Origin of the sequence: Listeria monocytogenes, from assembly GCF_041765605.1 — a bacterium.
In the GTDB taxonomy this organism is placed as follows: Bacteria; Bacillota; Bacilli; order Lactobacillales; family Listeriaceae; genus Listeria; species Listeria monocytogenes_D.
Genome location: NZ_CP168900.1, coordinates 2,158,147 through 2,181,848 on the forward strand (window position 1 = coordinate 2,158,147; position 23,702 = coordinate 2,181,848).

General features: G+C 35.0%; 25 protein-coding genes, 1 tRNA gene and 1 pseudogene. 7 read left to right on the plus strand and 20 right to left on the minus strand.

What is annotated here, in order from left to right:
• Nucleotides 1–167 precede the first annotated feature (167 nt).
• Together AB2Q86_RS10955 and AB2Q86_RS10960 are read left to right on the plus strand one after the other, a co-directional pair.
• Complete coding sequence (locus tag AB2Q86_RS10955; protein ID WP_012580979.1) at nt 168–854, plus strand: CPBP family intramembrane glutamic endopeptidase; 687 nt, start codon at nt 168–170, stop codon at nt 852–854.
• Nucleotide 855: 1 nt separating this feature from the next.
• Nucleotides 856–1,060: pseudogene (locus AB2Q86_RS10960) on the plus strand (DUF4305 domain-containing protein).
• Between the two features lie 26 nt (nt 1,061–1,086).
• Here the strand turns inward: AB2Q86_RS10960 and AB2Q86_RS10965 are convergent.
• Nucleotides 1,087–1,734 carry a redox-sensing transcriptional repressor Rex gene (locus AB2Q86_RS10965; RefSeq protein WP_003722329.1) on the minus strand — a complete coding sequence of 216 codons (648 nt, stop codon included), beginning with the start codon at nt 1,732–1,734 and terminating at the stop codon, nt 1,087–1,089.
• Between the two features lie 310 nt (nt 1,735–2,044).
• On the opposite strand from AB2Q86_RS10965, the gene AB2Q86_RS10970 reads away from it, so the two are divergent.
• Together AB2Q86_RS10970 and AB2Q86_RS10975 are read left to right on the plus strand one after the other, a co-directional pair.
• On the plus strand, nt 2,045–3,997 hold the full coding sequence (locus tag AB2Q86_RS10970; RefSeq protein WP_012580978.1) for an ABC-F family ATP-binding cassette domain-containing protein: 1,953 nt from the start codon (nt 2,045–2,047) through the stop codon (nt 3,995–3,997).
• Nucleotides 3,998–4,021: 24 nt separating this feature from the next.
• On the plus strand, nt 4,022–4,981 hold the full coding sequence (locus tag AB2Q86_RS10975) for an alpha/beta hydrolase (RefSeq protein ID WP_012580977.1): 960 nt from the start codon (nt 4,022–4,024) through the stop codon (nt 4,979–4,981).
• A 198-nt stretch (nt 4,982–5,179) separates the two neighbouring features.
• Here AB2Q86_RS10975 and AB2Q86_RS10980 read toward each other — a convergent pair whose 3' ends face one another.
• The 11 genes from AB2Q86_RS10980 to AB2Q86_RS11030 form a co-directional block, all read right to left on the minus strand.
• Nucleotides 5,180–5,239: a hypothetical protein gene (locus AB2Q86_RS10980; RefSeq protein ID WP_232048003.1), complete on the minus strand. Its 60-nt coding sequence runs from the start codon at nt 5,237–5,239 to the stop codon at nt 5,180–5,182.
• 286 nt (nt 5,240–5,525) lie between these two features.
• Nucleotides 5,526–6,548, minus strand: a complete 1,023-nt coding sequence (gene tsaD, locus AB2Q86_RS10985) for a tRNA (adenosine(37)-N6)-threonylcarbamoyltransferase complex transferase subunit TsaD (protein WP_012580975.1) — start codon at nt 6,546–6,548, stop codon at nt 5,526–5,528.
• Complete coding sequence (gene rimI / locus AB2Q86_RS10990) at nt 6,545–7,000, minus strand: ribosomal protein S18-alanine N-acetyltransferase (protein WP_077904923.1); 456 nt, start codon at nt 6,998–7,000, stop codon at nt 6,545–6,547. The genes tsaD and rimI overlap by 4 nt, the downstream gene beginning before the upstream one ends.
• Complete coding sequence (tsaB, locus tag AB2Q86_RS10995; protein ID WP_012580973.1) at nt 6,997–7,689, minus strand: tRNA (adenosine(37)-N6)-threonylcarbamoyltransferase complex dimerization subunit type 1 TsaB; 693 nt, start codon at nt 7,687–7,689, stop codon at nt 6,997–6,999. The genes rimI and tsaB overlap by 4 nt, the downstream gene beginning before the upstream one ends.
• Nucleotides 7,686–8,147 (minus strand): tRNA (adenosine(37)-N6)-threonylcarbamoyltransferase complex ATPase subunit type 1 TsaE, encoded by a 462-nt coding sequence (tsaE, locus tag AB2Q86_RS11000; RefSeq protein ID WP_012580972.1) that lies wholly within the window; start codon nt 8,145–8,147, stop codon nt 7,686–7,688. Before tsaE ends, tsaB begins: the two co-directional genes overlap by 4 nt.
• A 104-nt stretch (nt 8,148–8,251) precedes the next feature.
• Complete coding sequence (locus AB2Q86_RS11005; RefSeq protein WP_077904924.1) at nt 8,252–9,397, minus strand: hypothetical protein; 1,146 nt, start codon at nt 9,395–9,397, stop codon at nt 8,252–8,254.
• 130 nt (nt 9,398–9,527) lie between these two features.
• On the minus strand, nt 9,528–9,908 hold the full coding sequence (locus tag AB2Q86_RS11010) for a hypothetical protein (protein ID WP_003728869.1): 381 nt from the start codon (nt 9,906–9,908) through the stop codon (nt 9,528–9,530).
• 95 nt (nt 9,909–10,003) lie between these two features.
• The gene (crcB, locus tag AB2Q86_RS11015) at nt 10,004–10,360 is read right to left on the minus strand and encodes a fluoride efflux transporter CrcB (protein WP_003728870.1); all 357 of its coding nucleotides are present in this window, start codon (nt 10,358–10,360) and stop codon (nt 10,004–10,006) included.
• Nucleotides 10,350–10,739 (minus strand): fluoride efflux transporter CrcB, encoded by a 390-nt coding sequence (gene crcB / locus AB2Q86_RS11020; RefSeq protein ID WP_003728871.1) that lies wholly within the window; start codon nt 10,737–10,739, stop codon nt 10,350–10,352. The genes crcB (AB2Q86_RS11015) and crcB (AB2Q86_RS11020) overlap by 11 nt, the downstream gene beginning before the upstream one ends.
• Nucleotides 10,740–10,845: 106 nt before the next feature.
• Nucleotides 10,846–11,472, minus strand: a complete 627-nt coding sequence (locus AB2Q86_RS11025; RefSeq protein ID WP_012580969.1) for a GyrI-like domain-containing protein — start codon at nt 11,470–11,472, stop codon at nt 10,846–10,848.
• Entirely contained in the window at nt 11,469–12,362 is an 894-nt protein-coding gene (locus AB2Q86_RS11030; RefSeq protein ID WP_012580968.1) for an aminoglycoside phosphotransferase family protein, read from the minus strand. Before AB2Q86_RS11030 ends, AB2Q86_RS11025 begins: the two co-directional genes overlap by 4 nt.
• A gap of 132 nt (nt 12,363–12,494) precedes the next feature.
• On the opposite strand from AB2Q86_RS11030, the gene AB2Q86_RS11035 reads away from it, so the two are divergent.
• Together AB2Q86_RS11035 and AB2Q86_RS11040 are read left to right on the plus strand one after the other, a co-directional pair.
• Nucleotides 12,495–12,578, plus strand: a tRNA-Leu gene (locus tag AB2Q86_RS11035).
• 141 nt (nt 12,579–12,719) lie between these two features.
• Entirely contained in the window at nt 12,720–13,664 is a 945-nt protein-coding gene (locus AB2Q86_RS11040; RefSeq protein ID WP_012580967.1) for a tyrosine-type recombinase/integrase, read from the plus strand.
• A gap of 133 nt (nt 13,665–13,797) precedes the next feature.
• Here AB2Q86_RS11040 and AB2Q86_RS11045 read toward each other — a convergent pair whose 3' ends face one another.
• The 6 genes from AB2Q86_RS11045 to AB2Q86_RS11070 all read right to left on the minus strand — a co-directional run bounded on the left by AB2Q86_RS11045 (nt 13,798) and on the right by AB2Q86_RS11070 (nt 19,623).
• The gene (locus AB2Q86_RS11045) at nt 13,798–15,357 is read right to left on the minus strand and encodes a protein kinase (RefSeq protein ID WP_012580966.1); all 1,560 of its coding nucleotides are present in this window, start codon (nt 15,355–15,357) and stop codon (nt 13,798–13,800) included.
• On the minus strand, nt 15,358–15,957 hold the full coding sequence (locus AB2Q86_RS11050) for a recombinase family protein (protein WP_012580965.1): 600 nt from the start codon (nt 15,955–15,957) through the stop codon (nt 15,358–15,360).
• A 167-nt stretch (nt 15,958–16,124) separates the two neighbouring features.
• Nucleotides 16,125–17,021 carry a hypothetical protein gene (locus tag AB2Q86_RS11055; RefSeq protein ID WP_012580964.1) on the minus strand — a complete coding sequence of 299 codons (897 nt, stop codon included), beginning with the start codon at nt 17,019–17,021 and terminating at the stop codon, nt 16,125–16,127.
• Between the two features lie 486 nt (nt 17,022–17,507).
• On the minus strand, nt 17,508–18,128 hold the full coding sequence (locus AB2Q86_RS11060) for a hypothetical protein (RefSeq protein WP_227871738.1): 621 nt from the start codon (nt 18,126–18,128) through the stop codon (nt 17,508–17,510).
• Nucleotides 18,129–18,767: 639 nt separating this feature from the next.
• On the minus strand, nt 18,768–19,391 hold the full coding sequence (locus AB2Q86_RS11065; protein WP_012580962.1) for a hypothetical protein: 624 nt from the start codon (nt 19,389–19,391) through the stop codon (nt 18,768–18,770).
• A gap of 1 nt (nt 19,392) precedes the next feature.
• Entirely contained in the window at nt 19,393–19,623 is a 231-nt protein-coding gene (locus AB2Q86_RS11070; protein WP_069011817.1) for a helix-turn-helix transcriptional regulator, read from the minus strand.
• A 146-nt stretch (nt 19,624–19,769) separates the two neighbouring features.
• On the opposite strand from AB2Q86_RS11070, the gene AB2Q86_RS11075 reads away from it, so the two are divergent.
• Entirely contained in the window at nt 19,770–20,384 is a 615-nt protein-coding gene (locus AB2Q86_RS11075) for a helix-turn-helix domain-containing protein (RefSeq protein WP_012580961.1), read from the plus strand.
• A gap of 252 nt (nt 20,385–20,636) precedes the next feature.
• Here the strand turns inward: AB2Q86_RS11075 and AB2Q86_RS11080 are convergent, their stop codons facing one another.
• Entirely contained in the window at nt 20,637–22,325 is a 1,689-nt protein-coding gene (locus AB2Q86_RS11080) for a SpaA isopeptide-forming pilin-related protein (protein ID WP_012580960.1), read from the minus strand.
• A 96-nt stretch (nt 22,326–22,421) separates the two neighbouring features.
• Complete coding sequence (locus AB2Q86_RS11085) at nt 22,422–23,693, minus strand: helix-turn-helix domain-containing protein (protein WP_012580959.1); 1,272 nt, start codon at nt 23,691–23,693, stop codon at nt 22,422–22,424.
• Nucleotides 23,694–23,702: the final 9 nt, after the last annotated feature.

Genomic DNA, 23,702 nt, shown 5'->3' on the forward strand with positions numbered 1-23,702 from the left:
CAGTTATTATGATACCAAACTGAATAAAAATTGCAAGCAAAAACGTTTAAAAAATGGAAGAATTCTTATTTGCGGTAAAGCTTGATAACGAGTACAATAAGGAGAGCTATTTCCGCTTTTTTAAAGTAATTTAGTTGAAGTTTGTTTATAGAAAGGATGCGTATTTTTTGGCTAAGCGTTATATTACGATTGTTTTAATTTATTTATTATTACTATTTTCTGCATCTGTTGGGATTCCAATTGTTCAACATATTTTACTAAGTACGACATCCCTTTCAGCGGAGAGCGCCGCATCTTATGGAATGGTTATCTGGTCAATATTCTCTAATCTTTTATCACTTGCAATTATCATTCCGATGCTTTACAGAAAACCAAAAGAAAATAAAATCGAAATCGGTGAAAAAACAAAACCGCTTCTAAGTATTGTGTGGATTGTCGGAGGAGTCATTGGCTTATATGTGGCACAAATTATTTGTAGTGTTATTATTACGATGATTTCAGGGGAGTTAAGTAATTCTGCCAATACGGAGTTACTTGTTGATTTGACTAAAGCTGCACCTATTTTCTTGATCTTTATTTCTATTTTGGGACCGATTTTGGAAGAACTTGTCTTTCGAAAAGTGATTTTTGGTGGGCTAAGTAATGTGACGAATATTCATGTGGCCGCAGTTATTAGTTCGCTTTTCTTTGGACTACTGCACGGCGATATTTCTTTCTTACTTACTTATTTTGTTATCGGACTAATTCTTTGTTTCCTTTATACGAAAACAAAACGGATTGCGGTTTCGATGGGGGCACATATTTTAATGAATACGATTGTTTTGCTTTTGAGTCTTGGAATTATTGGGGGATAATATGAAAAATTCATTAATTAAGCAAAGTTTTCTCTATTTTGCGCTTGGTCTTGTATTTGTATATTTTGTAGTTGTTCGTGTGGCTGATTATGGTTATGATGTGCTTGCATATATACTAATTATCATGACGTTAATGGATTTTGGCATTGGCATTGGCCTGATTATCACCGGACTGAAAAGACGTAAAAAAAACCTGTAGAAAGTAAGTTTTGCTTACCTTCTACAGGTTTTTTTATTCTGTTTTCGCTGGATAATTTTCCAGGAAATAGATTAACGTTTGTAATTCCGTAGTCAAATCGATATGGTGCACACGAACTTGTTTTGGAACACTGATACGAGCTGGTGTAAAGTTTAGAATACCTTTTACATCTGCTTCGATTAAACGATCTACTGTTACTTGTGCTTCGTCAGCAGGAACTGTCAGAATAACTACTTCCACACCGTTTTCACGAACAATTTCTTCCATATCATTTAAGTGATAAATTGGAATGTCTTGTTGAACACTACCTACTTTCGCTGGATCTACATCAAATGCAGCAACGATTTTGATATTATTATTTTTCATGAAATTATAATGTAATAATGCTGTACCTAGGTTACCTACACCGATTAGTGCAACATTTGTCTGTTTGTCCTGACTAAGTGTTTTGCTGAAAAAGTCGAGTATGTAAGAAACGTTATACCCGTATCCTTTCTTACCTAATGCGCCAAAGTACGAAAAATCACGTCGAATAGTCGCTGAATCAACTTTCACCGCTTCACTTAATTCCGCCGATGATACTCGTTCCTTACCTGACTCATCTAAGTATTTCAAGTAACGATGATATAATGGTAAGCGTTTTGCTGTCGCTTGTGGAATTTTTGTTGTTTCCTCCATCATGCCTTCTGTCCCTTCTTCTTTTAAATTTTTTCTGAAGTTGAAGCTTTTGTGAACTGTACTTCCTTTCACATGCTTGCTTATATACTATAAACATTTCACAAGGAATGCACAAACTTTTTGCTCATAACTTTCAAGTAAGGTTTTGTCCTGCAAAATATCCAGTGCAGTCCTTCTTTTCTATTCTACGCTAAAATCACAAATAATGCGAGTGTTTTCACAATCTATTTTATTCGTGCATACGTGGCTATCACATTGCGATTACTTGGCTTTTAAGATAAACTAGTAGGGAGAACGTTCGAGGAGAGAGATTATGATATTATTACAAGTTCAGCAAATTTCTAAATTCTTCGGTGCAGAAGTTATTTTAGATAATATTAAATTAGAAGTTAAAACAGGCGACCGAATCGCTCTAGTTGGCCGAAATGGCGCAGGAAAATCCACTTTACTTAAAATTATCGCTGGTAAGATGAGCTACGACGGCGGAACTATCTCCAAACCAAAAAGCGTAGAAATCGGCTATTTAGCGCAAAATACCGGGCTAGAATCTTCTAAAACAATTTGGGATGAAATGCTTAGTGTGTTTGATTCGCTTCGAAAAATGGAAGCTGATTTACGTAAAATGGAGCTTCGTCTTGGCGAACCAGAACTTTATAATGACCCAGAAAAATACCAAGCACTAATGACAGACTATGACACGTTACAACATACTTTTAAAGAAATAGGCGGTTATACTTATGAAGCAGAAATTCGTTCTGTTTTAAATGGATTGCGTTTTTATCCAGAAGATTATGAAGTAGAAATTGCTTCTTTAAGCGGTGGACAAAAGACAAGACTTGCTTTAGCTAAATTATTACTAGCTAAACAAGATATTCTTGTTCTTGATGAACCGACCAACCATTTAGATATCGAAACACTAGCATGGCTCGAAACTTACTTGCAAAATTATCACGGTTCATTACTCATCGTTTCCCACGACCGTTACTTCCTTGATAAAGTCGTGAATCAAGTATATGAAATCAGCCGCACAAAAATAGACCATTACAAAGGGAATTACAGCTCCTTCGTAAGTCAAAAACAAGCGAAATTAGAGCAAATGTGGAAAGAATTCGACAAACAACAAAAGCAAATTGCGAAACTTGAAGATTTTGTTGCCAGAAATATCGTTCGCGCATCGACAACGAAGCGCGCCCAGAGTAGAAGAAAACAATTAGAAAAAATGGATGTACTTGGTCGCCCGCAAGGTGATGAAAAAGCGGCTCGTTTTGGTTTCCAATTTGAAAAGCAAACAGGTAAAGATGTATTAATGGTAGATCAGCTGAGCATTGGTTACGCGAAAGATAAGCGCATTGCTTCCAACTTAACATTCGAAATGAAACGCCAAGATAGTCTCGCGCTCGTTGGTCCAAACGGAATCGGCAAGTCTACCCTGCTTAAAACACTTATTCGTGACATTCCAGCTCTAAGTGGCGAATTCCATTTCGGGGCTGGCGTGAAAATTGGCTACTACGATCAAGAGCAAGCCAAATTGACATCTAACAAAACGGTTTTAATGGAACTATGGGACGATTATCCAGAACTGAATGAAGTAAATGTTCGTACAACGCTCGGGAATTTTCTTTTTTCAGATGATGATGTATTAAAAAATGTCCAATCTTTAAGCGGTGGCGAAAAAGCGCGGCTCGCCCTTGCGAAACTTACTTTATTAGAGGCCAATGTCCTTATTCTCGATGAACCGACCAACCATTTAGACATTGAAAGTAAAGAAGTTTTAGAAGCTGCTTTAATCGATTTTGAAGGCACCATTCTATTTGTTTCCCATGACCGCTATTTTATCAACCGAATTGCTTCGAAAATCGTCGAGCTAGCGCCGGAAAAAGCGACCGTTTTCTTAGGAGATTACGATTATTATCAAGAAAAATTAGCTGAAGCAAAGGAACTCGCACGTCTTGATGCCGAAGATCGTCGCAAAAAAGGAGAACAAGTGGAAGCAACCGCCTCTGTTCGAAAATTAAACTATCAAGAAGAAAAAGAACAACAAAAACTTCTTCGCCAAAGAAAACGCAAGCTAGAAGAAGTAGAAAAATCCATGGAAGCAACCGATGAAAAAATCGCCGAACTTGAACACCAATTAACGAACCCAGAAGTTTTCCAAGATCATGAAAAAGCCCTTGAAATCACTCAAGAGCTAGACGCCGTAAAAGCAACCGGAGAAAAACTTATGGAAGAGTGGGAAACATTAAGCGAAGAACTGGAATCCATGTAATCTGCATAAAAAAAGGAGCAAACAATGAAAAAGATTTTAATTATTTCTAGTTCGATTGTCGTTAGTTTACTTGTCATTATTACTATTTGCGCAAGTTTTTACTTGTATAGTTATGCTTTGGCTCGTGACAATTCCAGCATGAATGACACTGCAACAACAGACGAAACCACCGCCACAGCCAAACTAGCAAAGAAAAACCGGGAAGAAAATGTGGCTTGGATGGAAAAGCAAAATCTCACGCAATGGACAGAAAAAACAGCAGACGATTTGAAACTTGTTGCTACTTATTTAGCAGCAGATAAACCATCTAACACAACCATCATTTTAGCCCACGGTTATCGCGGTAAAAGCGGTAAAGTTGAAATGGCAGGTCTTGCTCGGATGTACCATGAAAAATTTAGTTACAACGTTTTAATGCCTGATGCTAGAGCGCACGGCAAAAGCGAAGGTGAAAATATTGGATTTGGTTGGCCTGAACGAAAAGATTATGTGGAGTGGATTGACCAAGTAATTGATAAAAACGGTACAGATACGCAAATCGCACTACATGGTGTTTCCATGGGTAGTTCTACTGTCCTTATGACAAGCGGTGAAAAGCTACCAAAACAAGTCAAAAGTGTTATCGCGGATTGTGGCTATACCTCGATGGACGCTGAACTTTCTTATCAATTAAAAGCCATGTTCCACTTACCAAAATTTCCGATAATCCCAACAGCTAGTTTAATTAATAAAGCCAAAGAAGGTTTCTTTTTCAGCGAAGCAAGTGCGATTGATGCGGTCGCTAAAACAGACTTGCCGATTTTCTACATTCATGGTGATTCGGATGCATTCGTCCCCACTTATATGGTAGACGAACTTTACGATGCTACGAATAGCTATAAAGAAAAATGGATTGTCAAAGGAGCAGAACACGGTCAAGCATTCACGGTAGATCCAAAAACATACGAAGAAAAAGTACGCCAATTTTTAAATAAAACGATGTAAAAAGCAGTTATCCTCTAGGAACTAGATACTATATGTTAGGAAGGAAAAAATTGGCAAGTAATAAGTAAATGTGTTACTATATAAATGAAAAGAGAGCCATGCGACAACATGACTCTCTCGCAAACACCATTTAAGATGGTGACAGCCTTTTATATGATTTATTTAAAAACCACTAGCTGTCAGGCTTATGAGTGGTTTTTATTTTTTGTCATTTTTGCTGTTCATGATTGTTACGATTAAGACTGCAAAAGCAATCATCAGCGTAAGACTCTCGAAAACAGTCACACGTTTATCCTTTCTAGGTAACGCTTAAAAAACAACATAAACACCACCTACTTTCTGGATGAAAAAGGCTGGTGCACCACCATAAACTTATTTGCATCACAATTATAGCATGCAAGTATCTTTAGAAAAAGAGTTGGCGCGAAAGTTGTATTTTAGAGGCATAATCGGAAAATTGAGCTAATAAAAATAGACTGCAGCGAAAGTAATAGTTCACTTTCACTGCAGTCCGAAGCGTGCGGAACGAAAAATCGCGCGCTTTTTATATATCTTCCAGCAATAATCCCGGATTCGCATTCATATCAAAACCACTACGTTTTCCTTGTAAGAAACTCACAGTCCCTGCAGCAGCAATCATTGCCGCATTGTCTCCGCATAAGGCTAATGGTGGAATAATCAGTTCTGTCTCCGGGAGCTCTAGTTTTACTTCTTGAATAAGGCGTTCTCGTAAACCTTGGTTCGCTGCCACGCCTCCCGCAAGAAGCAGTTGTTTCACATCGTATTGTTTAGCTGCGCGAATCGTTTTGCTTACTAAAACATCCACAACGCTTGCTTGAAAACTCGCCGCCATATCGTTTGGATTTGGCTCCTCACCACGCTGCCTTAAATTATGAAGCGTGTTAATAAAGGAAGACTTCAATCCACTAAAACTAAAATCAAACGAACCCTCATCCATCATCGCCCTTGGAAAATGAAACGTGTCTTCGCCGTCTTTGGCAAGTTTATCAATTTGCACGCCGCCCGGATAAGCAAGACCAAGTGTGCGCGCTACTTTATCATAAGCTTCACCAGCTGCATCGTCCCTTGTCTCCCCGATAATTTCAAACTCATTGTCCGCTTTCATTAAAACTAGTTCAGTATGACCGCCGCTGACAACTAATGAAAGTAGCGGAAATTTGAGTTCAGTTTCAAAACGATTTGCGTAAATATGGCCAGCGATGTGATGCACGCCGACTAAAGGTAAATTATGCATAAAAGCAAGCGTTTTAGCCGCATTCACTCCGATAAGCAAAGCGCCAACCAAGCCTGGACCTTCTGTCACAGCTACCCCGTCTAAATCATCCATCGTCACATTTGCTTGTTTTAAAGCTTCTTCAATCACAAGCGTAATTTGCTCCACATGATGTCTCGAGGCGATTTCAGGAACTACCCCGCCAAATCGTTTATGGCTCTCAATTTGAGAAGCCACCACACTTGATATAATTTCATTACCATTTTTCACAACAGAAGCAGCTGTTTCATCACAGCTAGATTCTATTCCAAGAATTAATGTATTTTTTTTCATAAGTCCACCCACATCACTAGCGCGTCTTCTTTCGTATCCGGATAATAGTTTTTCCGAATGGCGCCGTCTTGAAATCCTAATTTCTTATAAAGCCCTTGTGCTACATCGTTGGATACGCGAACTTCTAACGTCATCCGAACAATACCGCGCTCTTTCGCAACCCGAATCATTTCCCGCAAAAGCGCCTCGCCGTAATGATTCCCTTGATAATCTGGATGAATCGCAATATTCGTAATATGTCCTTCGTCTAAAACAAGCCAAACACCCGCATAGCCCACTGTTTGCTCCTCGTGAATCGCAAGTAAATAATAGGCGTATTGATTAATAATAAATTCATTCCGAAAAGCCGCTTCCGTCCAAGGTACTGTGAATGCAGCATTTTCGACATTCATAATACTTTTTAAATCAGCCACCGTAGCTTCTCGAAATAATAAGGCATCATCCAAACTCACTCGGAACCCCTCGATTCCAACCATTTGCTCTCCGCTTCTGCCAGTTTTAAATAAGCAGGGACAAAGTTGTCTGCCGGCTCACCGTCCAAATCCGCTGCTAGTTTTACAAGTGAGCTAGCCCGCGAATACGTATAATCCGCCTGACCAAAAATCGCCTGCTCGCCAAGGATTTCCGTCACAGTCGCACAAATTTGTTCCGTTAAAGTTCCAACAAATAAAATTGGTTCGTCACTTGACGCCAAAGGTTCAAGTAATTCAGCTAAAGCAATATGTCCATCTGCAAAAATATTTTCCATTTTGCCCTCGCTTGCATGATAAATACCCGCATATACATTATTACGGCGCGCATCCATCAACGCAACCACTTTTCCAGGAAAGTACAAACCATTCTCTGCTAAAAGTGCCAAAGAAGAAATACCTACAATCGGAATCCCCGCATCCCAAGCCATTGTTTTCGCAACTGTTACGCCAATACGAAGCCCGGTATAAGATCCTGGACCTTTTGCCACAGCGATTTTTTTTAAGTCAGTAGGTTTTACTCCACATTCATCCATTAAAGCAGCAATCGCCGGAAGTAAGCGCACACTATGATTTTTTTTCAAATTTGTTGTATATTCACCGAGAACGACACCCTCATTAAAAAGTGCTATCGTCATCGTATCGGAAGACGTATCCATTCCAAGTATCATTTCCCAAAAACCTCCATCGCAAGTTGCTCATACCTTTGTCCAACTGGCTTCACAACCATCTTGCGCGTATTCTCATCTATATGAAAAAGCTGAACTTCCAAATATTCTTCTGGTAAATCCTCACGAACAAATTGCGCCCACTCAACCACGCTCACACCTGCTCCGTAGAAATACTCCTCCAAGCCAAGTTCATCAGCCGAAGCATCTTCCAAACGGTACACGTCCATATGATAAAGCGGCAAACGCCCTTTCTTATATTCACGAATGATTGTAAATGTCGGACTTTTAATCATTTGCGGGATCAAAAGACCTTCACCAAGACCTTTGGTAAAAGTAGTTTTTCCAGCGCCGAGATCACCTTCAAGCAAAATCACATCTCCAGCTGCCAATTGTTCACCAAGTTGTTTTGCGCGAAGTCTTGTCTCTCTTTCACTTGTCATTATTAATTCGTATTCCATTAGCTCACCCGTCCATCATTTTCTCTACATATCATACCACAAAGCCGCGCCAAAATAAAAATCAAAAAAACGCAACGACCTAAGTCGCTGCGTCTTTCAATTGATTAATAATTAGTTCCGCTTATATCCATTCCGCCATACATTTTTGTTGTTACATCCGTGATGATTTTATTTAACTCTTCACTAGAAATAACTTCATCTTTTGTAGGGAAATCTTCAATTGGAACAAATTTTTCTGCTTTTGTTTTCACTGTAAAGCTAATAGACTCAGGAGCGCTCGCATCAGATTTATCATCTATTTTTGTTTGAAGAGTGAGTGTATCTAAGCTATTGTCTTTTCCTGATTTTGCAGTAAGTTTGTTACTAATCAGGTACGTTTTATTTTCTTTTAATTCTTTCGCAGCATCTGTTAAACTCGATTTCATTTCTGCATACGTGGAATCAAAATCTGTTACTGCATCTGAACCTTGGCTTTCTGCAATAACTTTAAAATCTGCTTTTACTTTTTCATCATCCATAAGTTTAACTACTTGGTTCATTAAGTTCGCAATATCGGCGTTTTTAATTGTAACGCTAACAGTGCCATCATCCGCTTCTTTAAAACGATCTTTTTCTAAGCCAGTGAAATAAGTATCGATTAATTTTATTGCTTTTTTGTTTAAATCTTTCGTCGCTGCTTCAATTTCTTTCGTATCTACAGCTGTTTTTGCCTCTGGTTGATCTGTTAATGAACTTGTTAATTCTTCAGTACTAAGATATTTATTTTTTAGATCTGGGTAGTCGGTGTTAATTTTAGACCACATACCACCAGTCGCTTGATCTAAATAACTAAGTAAAGAAGCATCTGGCTCTACAATGGTTTTAAGTGGAATATAGGCATTTCCTGTTTTACTATCTACTAAAAAATCTAAATCCATTGAAATTGGTAGTAAGTTATTCGTTGATGTTACATTGAATTTTGCTTCTGATTTGTTTGCTTTCTTGTCAGTTGATGTTGTTACAGAAAGCTTAATGTCTTTTAAAATCCCCATCGTTTGAGCACTTGGGTCGGTGCTAGAAACATTTATATCGGTTACAGCAAAAGAAGTTGTATATGTAGATTGATCAGGTACATTCATCCCATTTTTCATTGTTTGAACAAATTTACCTTGTGGTGTTTTTGCTGCTTTTTCTTCCGCGCTTTCCCCACAAGCGCTAATTACTAATACTAAAGCTAACAAAATTGATAATAAAATCCCTTTTTTCATGATTCTCCTCCTAGGTAGTTAATACATTAAAATTAACACATTATAAGGGCTGAAAACAAGGAAATTCACAATAGTTCATAAGTCTGACACAAATTCTTATAAAAAAAAGCGCTCCTTTTGGGAAGGCACGCTTTTATTTTGGAGTTACTTTTATAGAAGTAGCATTTTCAGACACTTTTCCTGGGGCGGGGGAAGTTACTGTTGATCCTTGAGGAAATACTGCTCTAATAGTATCTTCATCCTTGATATCAGCAAGCTTCATCGTTTTTCCAGTAGTTGCGTTTGTTACGGCAGTATTGCTACTAACCGTGATAATTACCTCACTTGCATAATTATTCTTTTCGCCATCCCATGTTAATGTTCCATTCACCGTCAACTGCTTATTGTTCTCTAGCAAACTAGTATCCGTTACTGATCCATCAAGGACTAAAGCAGGAACTTCTTCCTGATTACAACCTGCCAAAAATAGTACAACTAGTAAAACTGGCAACATTATCTTTTTAAAACCTGTCATCGCTCTCTCTCGTCCTCTCTGAAGCTTTTCGTTCTTTCTAGCATAGCATTTAGCGGAAATACAGGCAATCGTTTTCTTTATTTCTTAAACAATTCTTATATACCTAGCATTATGCCGATAAAAGCTGCCACTAAGCCAAACACATACGTACAGCCTAAATACGAAAATAATACACGATAATTCGTTTTCCATTTTAATTCCATACTCTCCACTTTAAAAGTCGAAAACGTCGTATATCCTCCCATAAAACCAGTGCCAAGAAATAACTGCCAATCAGGCCCAAGTGCGGATGATACTAGAAAACCTAACAAAAATGAACCAGTTATATTAATAAAAAAAGTCGCGAAAGGAAAGTTTGTCTTCCATTTACTTTTAACAAATATCGAAATTCCGTATCGTAGCATTGCGCCAAGCCCTGCACCAAAACCAACTAGTAAAAAATTAATGAACACGCTCTGCACCTCGATTCAGTAACTTATTGCTAAGCATTCGACCAAGTTTCACCATAATAAGCCCACCAATGAAACTAGCTAACACATAACTAAGCGCCAATACCCATGCTCCATTTTGTATTAGTTGGATCGTATCTACGCTAAAAGCCGAGAATGTCGTAAATGCACCAATAAAACCAGTGCCAATCCCATTTAAAATCACCAAAGAAATACGTGATTTTTCCGCCAAAAATTGCATAAGAAAAGCCAATAAAAAACAACCAATTAAATTAACCGCCAATGTCGCAGAAGGAAAATCTCCGCCGCCAAGCCATAAGTTCATTGCATAACGGCACATTCCACCTAATGCACCAAAAATCCCCACATATAAAAAATACATCCTCAAAAACCCCACTTCACAAAAAAACCACCCTGAAATATTTACATTCCGGGCAGTCGCCTTTGTCCTATTTCTCCTATACTATAACGCAAAACATTCCAATTATTCAACTCACCGGAAGTCGAAGGATGGTCTTCATTTTTTCCGGGTCTGCTTTACGTGGATCGCTCAAATAAATTTCGTGGTGTTTACGAACAGCTCCTGTATCATTATGAAGCCCTTCTGTTTCCATGAATTGGTGCATTTCCGCGACCGTTTTCACTTCTTCACTAAAAGGACCAATATGCATCATCTGCACACATTCTCCTTCTTCAAAACGAACCAATTTCACGCGACTCGTATCAACGTCAGGCTTTTTCTTCTTAGCAACCTCTTTCGCCCATTCCAACACTTCTTCGGTAACAAAGTCCGGTTGTCTAAGAATCGATGTCCAAAGCCACGCATCTCTATCTTGTAAATCAAACTTCCCTTCAGACCACCAAAAACCTTCTAGTGGCGGTACAACAAAATCCGTGTAACCATCCAGACGCGTCTCGCCCATCTTGCTCATTTTAATCGTGTACGCAATCGCATAAAGAGACTGCACCGCCTTTTGATACTCTTCACCATCCGGGTCACCTTTCCCATCCACCATCAAAAAATTCATTTCTGGCACAAAAATACGTTCTGGCTTCCTTTTAGGCGCATAAAATTTCTTTTCTTCTTTTTTAAAATCAATTTTCTTTTCAGTCATTTGAATTCCTCCTCGTTCATCCAGTCTGGCATCAGCTTCTGAAAATTATCATGACTAGCTGCCGTCTTTGCTGCATAATTCATTAACTTTTTAAAATTACGAGATTCATTTTTTGCCGCCCAATTAACGGCCGAAGTAATATGCATCGCCGTGTAAAGCGCATAAAGATTCCAAAAATCTGTAACTTCTTCTTTATCAATATAGCCTAAAATATTTCCTCGTGCAAAAGGTATACTGACCTCTGTTGTAAAAAAGCCGATTTTAGCTAAATCAAATAAAGGATCTCCAAACTCTAGCCGATTAAAATCAATTAGCCCAACAAACTTTTTGTTCTTTAAAATAATATTCGCTGGATGAAAATCTCCATGCTGTAAACAAATCGGTCTATTTTTTAATCTAGCTATATTCTCATAAACAAACTGTTCGGTTTCTGTTAAGAAAGAAGCTGTTATTTCTAATTCTTTTAATTCCTCCACTTTTCGTTTAAATTTAGCTGTTTGAAAATCCAACCAGTTCATTTTTGGTATATCTAGCGGTATTTTATGAACTTCTCGTAAAATTTCCCCTGCTGAAAAACCAGCCTTAAACTGTTCGGAATGGGATAAGCTAAACATGCCATTTTCCGCATCTTCACCGCGCACATAACCAATAATCATATAGCCTTCTCCGTCGGTACAGCCAAAATCATATGCTCGTGGAACAAATGGAGTTTGAGAACCTAACGCTTGGATTATTTCAAATTCTTGCTTTCGTGTTTGGAGTAACTCTTTTGGAAAAACACGTACAAGATAGGTTTCATCCACCTGATATTTCTTATCGATAGAAAAACCCTTTTTTATTTCTGAGACCACTTTCGCATTACGCAACATTTTTAATTGGGTCACATCCATAATCAGCTCTCCCTCCTATTAATTGGCTATTCTCTATTATACAAGAATACGCTTACTTTTTCTCCATTATCTATGCAGAATTTATTGACAAACTAATAGAATCAATATTATAATTAGTTTTGCTACGCATACGCGGTCGTGGCGGAATCGGCAGACGCGCTAGGTTGAGGGCCTAGTGGGGTAAAACCCGTGGAGGTTCAAGTCCTCTCGGCCGCATTAATAAAAATTAAGAATACTGTAATATCAATAAGTTTGTAGTCCTGCGCGTATACCAATTCCGCCACGACCGCAAGCTTTTTTGATAGGCTAAATGAGTCTCTAATCTAGTGGATAAGTCTAGTTGGGAGGTCTTTTTTTATGAGAAGAAGTAATCACTTAAGTTTAGAAGAAAAGGCAATCGTTTATCAAACGATTGTGCCTGATGATGATTTTGTGTTTCAGGAATTTATAAGATCAAGAAGGATTAGAAATGTACGAGAAACAACTATTCAGTATTATACGGATGCAATCAATGTACTAAAAAGAGATAGGGAATATATTCATGTTCAGAAGCCTATCATGCATCTTTCACAGAGAGACCTTGAAGACATGATTATGTATTGGAAAGGTTTTATGAGGGCTAATACAATTAACAGCAAAATAAAGGCTTTTAAAGCGTATTATAACTTTCTTTATCAGCAAGGTTTTATAAAGATAAACCCCTGTGAAAATCTCAGTTTATTGAGAGTCAGAGAAGAAATAAGAGAGACTTTAAATCCAGATGAAATCAAAAAAATAGCTAACCATTTCAAGAAAAAAGAAACGTTTAGCTCCTATCGAGATTTGGTTATCTTTCAATTGTTATTAGATACAGGAATACGTATTTCAGAAGCAGTTGGTATTAATATACAAGATATCCATAGTGATTACATTATTGTTGTCGAATCAAAAAATCTTAAACAGCGGATAGTTTATATTTCAAAGAGAATGAGAGAGAAACTAACTTCTTATTTAAAGATACGGGGTAATCTTTCACATACTAAAGTATTTATCAATCGAGATCAGCTTCCTTATAATAAAAATACGTTTCAACAGAACCTTAGAGAAGCTAGGGTTCTATGCGGGATACAAAAGCAAGTAAGCCCTCATGTTTGTAGGAGGACTTACGCTAAAAATGCAATTTTATCAGGTATGGATGCTTTTTCACTAGCTACATTGTTAGGTCATTCATCCTTGGAAGTTACTAAACGATATGTTCAGATATGGGGGAAAGATCTAAAAATACAATCAAAGTTAAAAAAAGATTATAGTCATCTATTCTAAATAGAGATGTTCCAAAAATAATATCCAAAATCAAAGAAGAAAGAAATCTTCTGTATTATTCTATGGCCCATAAAAAACCTTCTGTTTTTTGTTTTTTAAGTATCTATATTTTAGAAGTATTTTGGGATAAATTTTATAATATACGTTCATAAGAATATACTATTTTTCCAGATATTTCTCCATTTGGTACCAATTTGTAACCATCTTTAATTAGCATATCATTGATATTTTCTAAAATATATTCCCAAGCAGAACTTTCATTTCTTACTTTTGGATGAAACATATGTGATAGGAATTTCAATAAGTTTTCATCATTATCCTTTAATTTTAACCTGTCATCAGTTAAAAACCAAGTGTCTTCCCAATCGTAATTATTAATACGATGTTGTTCTATTTCTTGTATAAAACTCATTCCATCCTTACCATCAATACTATCTAATTCATAAAGGTCGTTTAAAAACTCCAATTCCCCATATCTACCATAATAGTTAAATGGAAAATTGTCTTCCCTTATATAAAAGGCTGTTTGATGATATGCTCTTAGGAAATCTATTAAATCAAGATGAGTAACATCAGTTATCCAATTATTTGATATATTTAACATGTCTTCTTTTTTAGGTGATATAGTATTTAAAATTTCTTCACAGCTTTGAAACCTTTCTTCAAGACTATGACTTAGACACTTTAATATTACATTAGCTTGAAGCTTACTAATATTGTTGCTTGATACCAACCTTCGTTCTATATCGCTTCCTATGGGCGCACTTCCGACTATTAAGTAGTACCAAATAGCTCCAATAGAATATATATCACTTCTTTTATCACGTAAACTTGGATTATCCATCAATAAAGGATCTATAAAGCTTCCGCCAACAATTCGTTCATTTGTGAGTGTCAGTTTAGTATGAAGATAAGGTTCTAAATAAGCACTTATTCCAAAATCAATAATTTTACATGTCCCATTTGAAGATACTAATATATTAGAAGGTTTTAAATCTCTATGAATAACACCTCTATTATGCGCGTAAGCAAGGCCCTTCAATATCATTTGAATGGGTACTTTACTTTTAGTGAAATCTAAAGTTGAATATTTTTTAACATACCCATCTAAATCATATCCATCTATATATTCCATTTTTATGAATGGTTTTCCGTTATCAATTCCAGTATCATATATCTTGATAATATTAGGATGATTTAACGAAAAAAGGATTTTAGCTTCTCTAAAGAATCTAGTAACATAATCTTTATTTTTATCTGGAAATATTGGACTCAGAACTTTTAATGCAAAACTCATTTCCACATACTGATGCTCAATCTTAAAAACCTCACCAAAACCGCCACCACCAATACGATTACTCAAGTCAAAACTCTCGGACCCAACGAATTCGCTAGTTTGTTCCAAAGTATCAATCATTATATTGAAAGTTGTGGTGAGGAATTCACGACGTTCTGCATAGGAGCTATACTGATTCTTAATAAATTGCCAAAATTCTTTAAGTGTTCTTCTTGTTCTTAAAAAATCTGGAGCAATTTTCTTTGTGTTATCATTGTTTAAAATAAAGTATCTAATTTTTACGTATTCAGTCTCATCAAATTCTCCGTCTGTTGAGTATTCTATTAGACCTTCTTTCATTTTTTCTAGGTTTAGAATACTCTTTTCTTGTACTGATTTCATATTATTATCAATCATTTAACTGGAAGTTCCTTTCTTGAGTTCTTTTAATTTCTTGTATAAAGTAGCCTTGGGTACACCTGTTGCTTTAACAATATCAGAAACAGATAAATTATTATCCTCTCTTTTATTCATTAATCGTAATGCTTTTTGTATTTGTTGATCAGGTTGCCCTTTACGCCCTAATTTTTTCCCCGCTTGTTGTGCTCTTATCTTTCCTTCAGTGGTTCGATTGACAATCATATCTCTTTCGAATTCAGCAAAAGCACCTAGAACATTAAATAATAATTTCTGCATAGGATCACTCTTAGCATTTGCACTAAAAGTCATATTATTATCAATAAATACAACAGTTACTCCTTTTTTTAAAAATTCATTCATTACATTATTTAAATCAATTATGGATCGTGCTAAGCGGTCTATTTTTGTTATATAAACAATATCACCTTTACGTGAATTTTTAATTAAATCTTTTAAAGCTTCTCGGTTTCTTGTAGTGGTAGCAGTTTTCTTTTCAATGTATAAATAATCTTCTTCAATACCTTGTTTGAGCAATTTTTCTTGTTGGGTTTTTAAATCTTGTCCAACAGTACTAACTCGAGCATATCCTAATTTCATAAAAACACTCCTTGTCTATAATACACAATAATATATACTTTTATTATAGACTATCTATTAGACTTTATTCAAGTTAAAAAAGCACTGATTAGTGAGCCAAAATTCAGAGTCTCGATTTTAAGAAATATAGACTATTTGTTTGAGTAGTGTCCGGTAATATCTAGCATCTATTCTAAAATAAAAATATTAGCTGAAAAATCACTTTTGGTGGAATCTAAATTAAAATTAATATATTGGTTATCTTTAACAATAAATGTACCAAAGAAAAATAGTTGACATAATTTATTAGGCTGGCTTAATCGAATTAATTTATTAAGTAGTATTTTTTTAGTTTTTAATCTGTTCTTATTAATTAAAAAAGTGGGTTTTCTTAATAAACCTTTTAGTGAACAGGCTGAATTAAATAAAAGAATATAATAATCTCCTTTATCTATAACTTTTGCTTCTGCATAGTAAATTTTAGGAGGTTTTAAAATATCATTTTCTGAGTCTAGATTTTGGAATAAATCATTAAATGAAATTACCTCTCCACCCTTTACTTTAATTATTAGTTTATTATTGTCCCAGTCATCTGAAAAATAATATGTTACTATTTTAGAGAGAGATTTAATTTGAGGTATTTCTGTTCTAATGTACTTTTCCCCACCATTACTCATAGTTTTTTTTCCATCCAGATTAATGTTAGGAGACGATGTTGAAGTATTTGTTGGTTTTTGCTCTGTGAATCCTTGATTAAGGTCAATATTTAAATTAAGAAAGTCTAAATCGGATAGTACGCGTGAGGAACCCTCCTCTGTCTCATTATAGAGTGCATTCTTTTTTGTTTTAATAGAACAATTATCTGAATGAGTTATACTTGCATCTGGTGACCTAAAGTAAGGAGATTTATTCCATTCTGATGATTTTTTAGTGAAATTTGCACATGTTAGTGGTACACTGCAAACTTCACTACATTGAAAAGCTTTAGAATCTGTTAGAATCCCTTCATGAAAATATTGATTTGCCTCTAATGCAGTAATATCATTTCTTTTAAGTTCTTTACTGTAAGCAGTCTCGTATGCCATAGAATTATGCTCCAATCTTTATAAATTTCTGACTAATTTTCCATCAATAAGTTAGCGCTTACAACCAAATCATTTTATGCATCTATACTAACAAAATCAGATTTATAAGTAAAATATATACTTATATTTATTTCAATAATTACACTCGTTTCAGATAGCATATGTAAATGAAATAATCTAGAGTTATCATTCTTTTATTTCATTTATATTTTTGCACACTTGCTAGTTACATAAAACTTTAAAAAGTTAGTTTTTCATGAATCTCAAAAAACACAAATGAAACACTGTAAAACATTGATGTATAATGATTTACAACGAATTTATCCCTTAAATTCATTTACTTACAAATTCAAGCCTTTTAAGAAAAATTTATTCATAAAAAAAGCCCCAGCTAAAAATATAACTAGAGGTTTGATGCAAATATTACGGTTTAGAAATAACGGGGTGGGTAAGATTTTCAACAAGAAAAGAATGTTAAGGCTTCACTTATTCTTTATGTGTATTCATATAGTTCTCCTTAAAGTTAGCCATTTTTTTCTGAAGCCGCCTTTTCTTCTGCTGTATAATTTTTACTGGAACTCCATATTGTTTTGACAATTCACTGTTTGGCACATCATCACATATCTCTCGTAACAATCGAATTTCTTTAGTTTTCAATTCCCCAGATTCAACCATAGAATCTATAATTCTTTTAACCATATCATAAGTTTCCATATTAGCTATAGATACCGAAGATGATGTATCAAATATTGCAAGAGAATTAAGATTAGTATCTTCCATTGGGAAGGTACTTCTTTTAAATCTATTTGGTTTATCATTTCCATTTTCCTTCTCACGTTTTATCTCTGATTCATTTTTTCTTCTATAGTTCATCTCTTCTAGTAATAGAATAGTCGTATCTCTCTTAGCGTTAGACACTATTCTATGGCGTATCTGGTCACCAGAGTCATAGAAATAAACTTTAGTAGTTTTTTTTTCGTCAAGTATTACTTCTCTAAAAAAATGAATGTCCTTTCCGCACTTTAGAGCTTTAGAATACTCCTTATGCATAGAAAAAAATAACTGCCTATAGAAATGCCATTCTTGATTTTCATGTTCATATTCCATCCCTTGTGTTTTACTAGGAAACGACCTTGCAATATTACTTATGTCCTTATTCTCTATTGTGGCAATGCGAAATAGAATAAAATTCAACTCTTGTTCTTTAGACTTTATAATTAATTCCTCCTAAAATATTTTTTTTGAAGCTTTTTAAGCTTATAATGTACATATTACTTATAGGTGGTTCTTTTAGTGGTATTAAATACACTTAAAAAATTTAAAATATTATTGATAGTAGTTCAAATATAAGAAGTAAGTTAGTAATAAACATTACAACTAGAATGGAATTTACGCGCACGAAGTGCGTGGAATATTTCGATAGTTTGTAATGATCGGTTAAGCTGATAAGCTTACGGCGGGTGAATTTGACGAGGAACGAAGTGACGAGATAAAGAGGGGCAAGGAGCCCCTTCACAGTTGGATAAATCAAAAAACATATACGATAGTTATTATTTACAATCTATACTAATATTATAGCATAAAACTACCCTTTTCTTAATTTCATTATCACTTGTAGGTGTTGACTTTCACTTACTCTCCCAACGGATTAGCTATACCACTGACTTCTATTCAATATCCAAATATACAATTTTCTTCTTACTTCATGATATTTTTGCTTATGTAATACTTCAATTAGAAATCAATTTAAGAATGAAACTTATATTCTAAAATTAATGAATCAATTTTCTTTTGTATCTCTTCAATCTCCCCACTTCTTTTATAGCTCTTTTCAATATTATCTGGTCCTTGTTTTAAATAACTCTTTATATCTTTTATTTGAATTTTCAATATTTCTATTTGATTGTTAATAATCTTATTCCCACCCTTAAAATAAGGATCTGATAAATACCACGGTGCTTTAATCTCCTCTAAGCTTTGTTTGCTTTTTTTCAAACTAATTAATTCTGATTTCAAATTATCCTCATGTGTTGCAATATCAGTTTTATTTACAGAAGCAAAAAAGTTATCATCATAGTTCTCATTCTCAACCATACCTAAGTATGTCACATAAGCAGCAACAGAATCACGTGAATTCTCTAACTCGTACACAGAACTAGAATAGGCGGGAAAGAACTTCTCTGAGTACCAAGAACCAGCCTCTGAATTACTCATACTTGGAAAGATCCAAATACCAATAATAAGTATGCAAAGACTTAGTACTAGTTGTTTTATACTAAATTTAATAGTTCTATTTTTAAATATTTTATAAAGCAAATAAAGACTATAACTTACAATAATAATACCTATACATGTCAAAATAAATACCATTTTATAAACTCCTACTTTCTAAATTTTTTATAGTATACGATTTGTCAAAAAATAATATTTCTACATCAGCCCTAAGTGCATTTGATATTGATCTCATAGTTTCCTTTTTAGGGTTCTTAATTTTACCATTCTCAATATAGTTAATTGTTCTTCTTGAAACTCCTGATTCCTCTGCTAGGCGATTCTGACTCCATCCTAGCTGTTTTCTTAATAATTTCATATTTGAATCCATATAATCCCTCCTTAATTTAATTATAAGATAATTAAACGTCTTTGTAAACTATAGGTTACAAAGACGTTGTGAAAAATGTAATCTTCAAGTTACACTTTATGCTATACTATTTCATAGATAAGTGAATAGATAGGATGTGTACTGAAGTGTCTGATTTAGGGAAAGAATTATTGAATTTAAGAGTGAAACTTGGTTTATCCTTACGTGAAGCAAAAGAAAAAACTGGATTAAGTCATAATTACATACGAAAATTAGAATTAGGCTTTGATCCATCGACAAAAACTCCTATAGAGCCCTCAGTCGAAACATTGAAAAAAATTTCTCTAGGTTATGGCATATCATTTGATAAATTAATGCAACTAGCTAACTATTCGTCTTCAATAGAAAAAAATGAAGTCATTGCAACAAAAGTTCCTATATATAAAACTCTGCATGACATGAAATCAAAAAAAGAAACAAATGATTTCCGACTTTATAAACAAGAACTTGTATCTAAGAATGCAATTTTAGTTGAAGTCTCTAATCCTTCTTTGAGTAAATTCAATTCCAACTCATTATTATTATTAGAGCCCTATGAAGATAGTTTTAAAGGTGAGTTAGTTTTATTAACAACTGATAGCAAAATTATAATTGGGCATATAAATTTATTTAATGACAAAGAGCTACAACTTAAACCTATTGATTCAGAAAGTACTGTAACTATTAAGAAAGATTTAATAATGATTTGGAAAATAGTAGAAGTAATTCAATTAATTAGTTAGTGTGAAAAAGCACATAAATAAATATTAATAACTAACTCATTTGACAAATTCTACCCCTCAATTTAATATAGTTTTATACTGCTAAATTAGCTCTTTTTGCCAAAACTATTGATATAATGTCAGTAAACTTCATTTTAAATAAAGCTTAGGTTGAGGGCCTAGTGGGGTAAAACCCGTGGAGGTTCAAGTCCTCTCGGCCGCATTAATAAAAAAAATCCAAGGTTAGAATCTAACCTTGGATTTTTTGTGCTCTCAATATCTTCTATAAACGAGTAACCCGCTAGCTGCGACAATAAACAATCCTGTAAAAATTGTTGAGCTATTTGAACTATCGCCCGTTTGTGGTAGAGTGGTAATTTTTGTCGTTTCTCCACTTACCTTCACCACTGTACTTCCATTTGTTGAAGTCGGTTTTTTAGGTACCATTATTTTATTATCACTAAAAGTAATATTAATAGTTTTTTGAGGGTTAAATGGTATCGTTACGCGAATTTCTTTGGCTGATTTTTCATAACCCGGTGGTGCTGTTGCTTCCGTTATGACATAAGTTCCTGGTTGTAAGTTTTCAGCAAGTGCATAACCTTTACTATTTGTAGTTACTTTTTTTAATGTCGTTCCATCTGTTGACTTTACGTCGAAAACGGCATTTGCTAGACCTTTTTTATTCGCTTCATCTTGTTTAAAAATAGTAATTGATCCTGTTTTCTCAACGTTTTGAAAAGTGAGTTTGACAGGATTTGTATCGCCGTACGTGATAGTGAATGTTTTTGGTGTTGGGTTTTTCTGATAACCAAGAGGTGCTGTAACTTCGGTTGCTGTATATTTCCCTGGCGGCAGCCCTTCCGCAGTTCCTGTACCATTTTGATCAGTTGTTATTTTTGCTACTTCCGATTGAGAATTATCTTTAATCGTATAAACCGCTCCACTTAGCGCCTTATCTCCAGAAAGTTTTTGAATTTCCACTTTACCGTTCGTCGTTATTCCCGCATCCATATCAAAATTCTCACTTTTTAAATTAGGTACATTCACTGAAGCAATTCCTGTTTTATCTGGCTTGGAATTAAGTGTCGTATCATTGCCTTGATTTGCTTTCGAAAAAATAAAATCATTATCCGGTAAGGTGAATTTCACTTGGTAATCTCCTGGTAATACATCGGTGAACAAATACGAACCGATATTATTGGTTGTCGTACTTTCTTTAAAGGCACCATCTTTCGTTAATAAATCCACCTTTACGCCCGGAGCAGGCTCTTCACTATCTTGCTGAATACCATCACCATTAAAATCGTACCAAACAACATCGCCAATTTTTGCGCCATTTACATTAATATACAACTGAATGTCATCTAAAAAATTTCCGCTGGTAAGTGAGCCACTTGCTGTTGAAATAGGATTGAAAGTTAGCCTTGTGATAGTCTGTCCATCAGGCACTATATAATTCCCTTCAAAACTCCCCCACGTTTCTCCATCAGAAACTCGCGACACTTCGGTTTGACTTTCTGGTGAACCTATCAGCAAATCAGCCGTATCTACACCCATGCGACCCCGGTGTGAGAACTTCCAAGTTAAATTGGAACCCGGGATTGTCCGAATATCTTGATAAACTGGGCCAATACCATCCGAGTTTAATTCAATAAAATTGTTTCCAGAAAAAGCAGGCACATTGTATCCATTACCATTTTGCCATACTTCAATATTTCCAGTTGGATTAGTTGTTCCCCATGCCTCTACACCTTTTTGATTAACCTGCCAAACATTTGTCGTACCAGCATCTACACCATAATCCGCGATATCAACATCTTCAAAATCATTATTTTTAATGGCCCATTTTAATTGCCAACCATTTGGAGATGTTGGAGAAGCTTGCACTTTTTCAGAAGTGCTTCCAAAAATAAATAAGACAATTAGAATAAACAAACTACCTATTAATTTTTTTTGCATGCTTTCTCCCCCTTTTTCGCCCTAAACCTAACACCTTTAATTACCCGCAAAAAAACAAAAGAAAACAGCCAGTATAATAACTAGCTGTTTCTATGATTATGACAAAATATCATAAGCCATTTTATATTTCGTTGATTTTGCGAAATGTTTACTCGCATGTTTTTTCACTCGGTCAATTAAAATTGGGTCATTCGAGTCATCAATTTTTTTCAATAATTTTATCATTTTTTCTTCGTAGCTAACTTGCTCGTTTTGATGATATAAAAGCAATGTTTCGGTATATTCTATAAAGAAATTAAGTTCCTTCACCCGCTCATCGACTTTATTCATCAGTCCCATTAAGGAGGCCGCTTCGTCTACGAATCCTTTTTCTGCAAAAATAACCATTAGTTCCGTTATAACTAGATAGTCATTGTTATTGAAGCTCGTATTCGTTGTCTCATAAGCCATTAATTCCTCATACAAACTTGCTATTTTCTCATTAAAAAGTGCTTCATTTCCCTCAATATTCTCAATTTCCGCCATTTTTAATTGAACGACAAAATAATAAATCTTTTTGGATTCTGGGTATTTCTCAAAATATCCCACAGCTTGCTCAAATCTGTTTTTTGCCTCTGCCATAAAACCAATTTGAAAATAAATATAGCCATAAAAATAGAGTATCGCAACAATGCGTTCTTGCTCCTCATATTTAATCAACTCCAGCGCCTGCTTAATGTGCGCGAGTGCTGGCTCGTAGATACTTTGGCAAATATAATTGATGCAAATGCATACGTGGAAAACTACTTGAAAACCTTTATTTTCCGTTAAATCCACACACTTCTCCCAGTACTCGACTGCTAATTGATAATCACAAGTGGCATGGGAATGTTTTACAGCCTGACCATAATAATAATAAGACAGTAACTGCCGTGGGAACGATTCTTCCGCACGTTTTTTTGTGTTATTTAAATATTTGGCTTCGATTTCTTCTGCTTTAGAAAATTCCCAAGTCTTATAATAATAGGCTGTCTGCAAACAGTAAAAGCTAAGTTCAACAGCTGGCGATTCATGAAGTAAGTCCACATTTTCAGCTATACTATTTAATCGGCTTTCCATTTCTGCTGTATTGGAAAATACCAATAGTTCAAAAATCGCGTCCATTTCTTTTAGCAGCTCTTTGTTTGATTCTTCTTCACTTATCAACAGTATTTGTTCTGGTACTTCTAATCTTTTAGCAATATGGATTAATGTTTCTAAGGAAGCAATTTTGATGCCATTTTCGATATTTGCGAGATACGGAACAGAAATAATTCCTTGGGCTACGTCTTTTAATGTTAACTGCTTCTCTTTACGAATATTTTTAATTCGCAAACCGATTAAGTTCATGCTGTCACC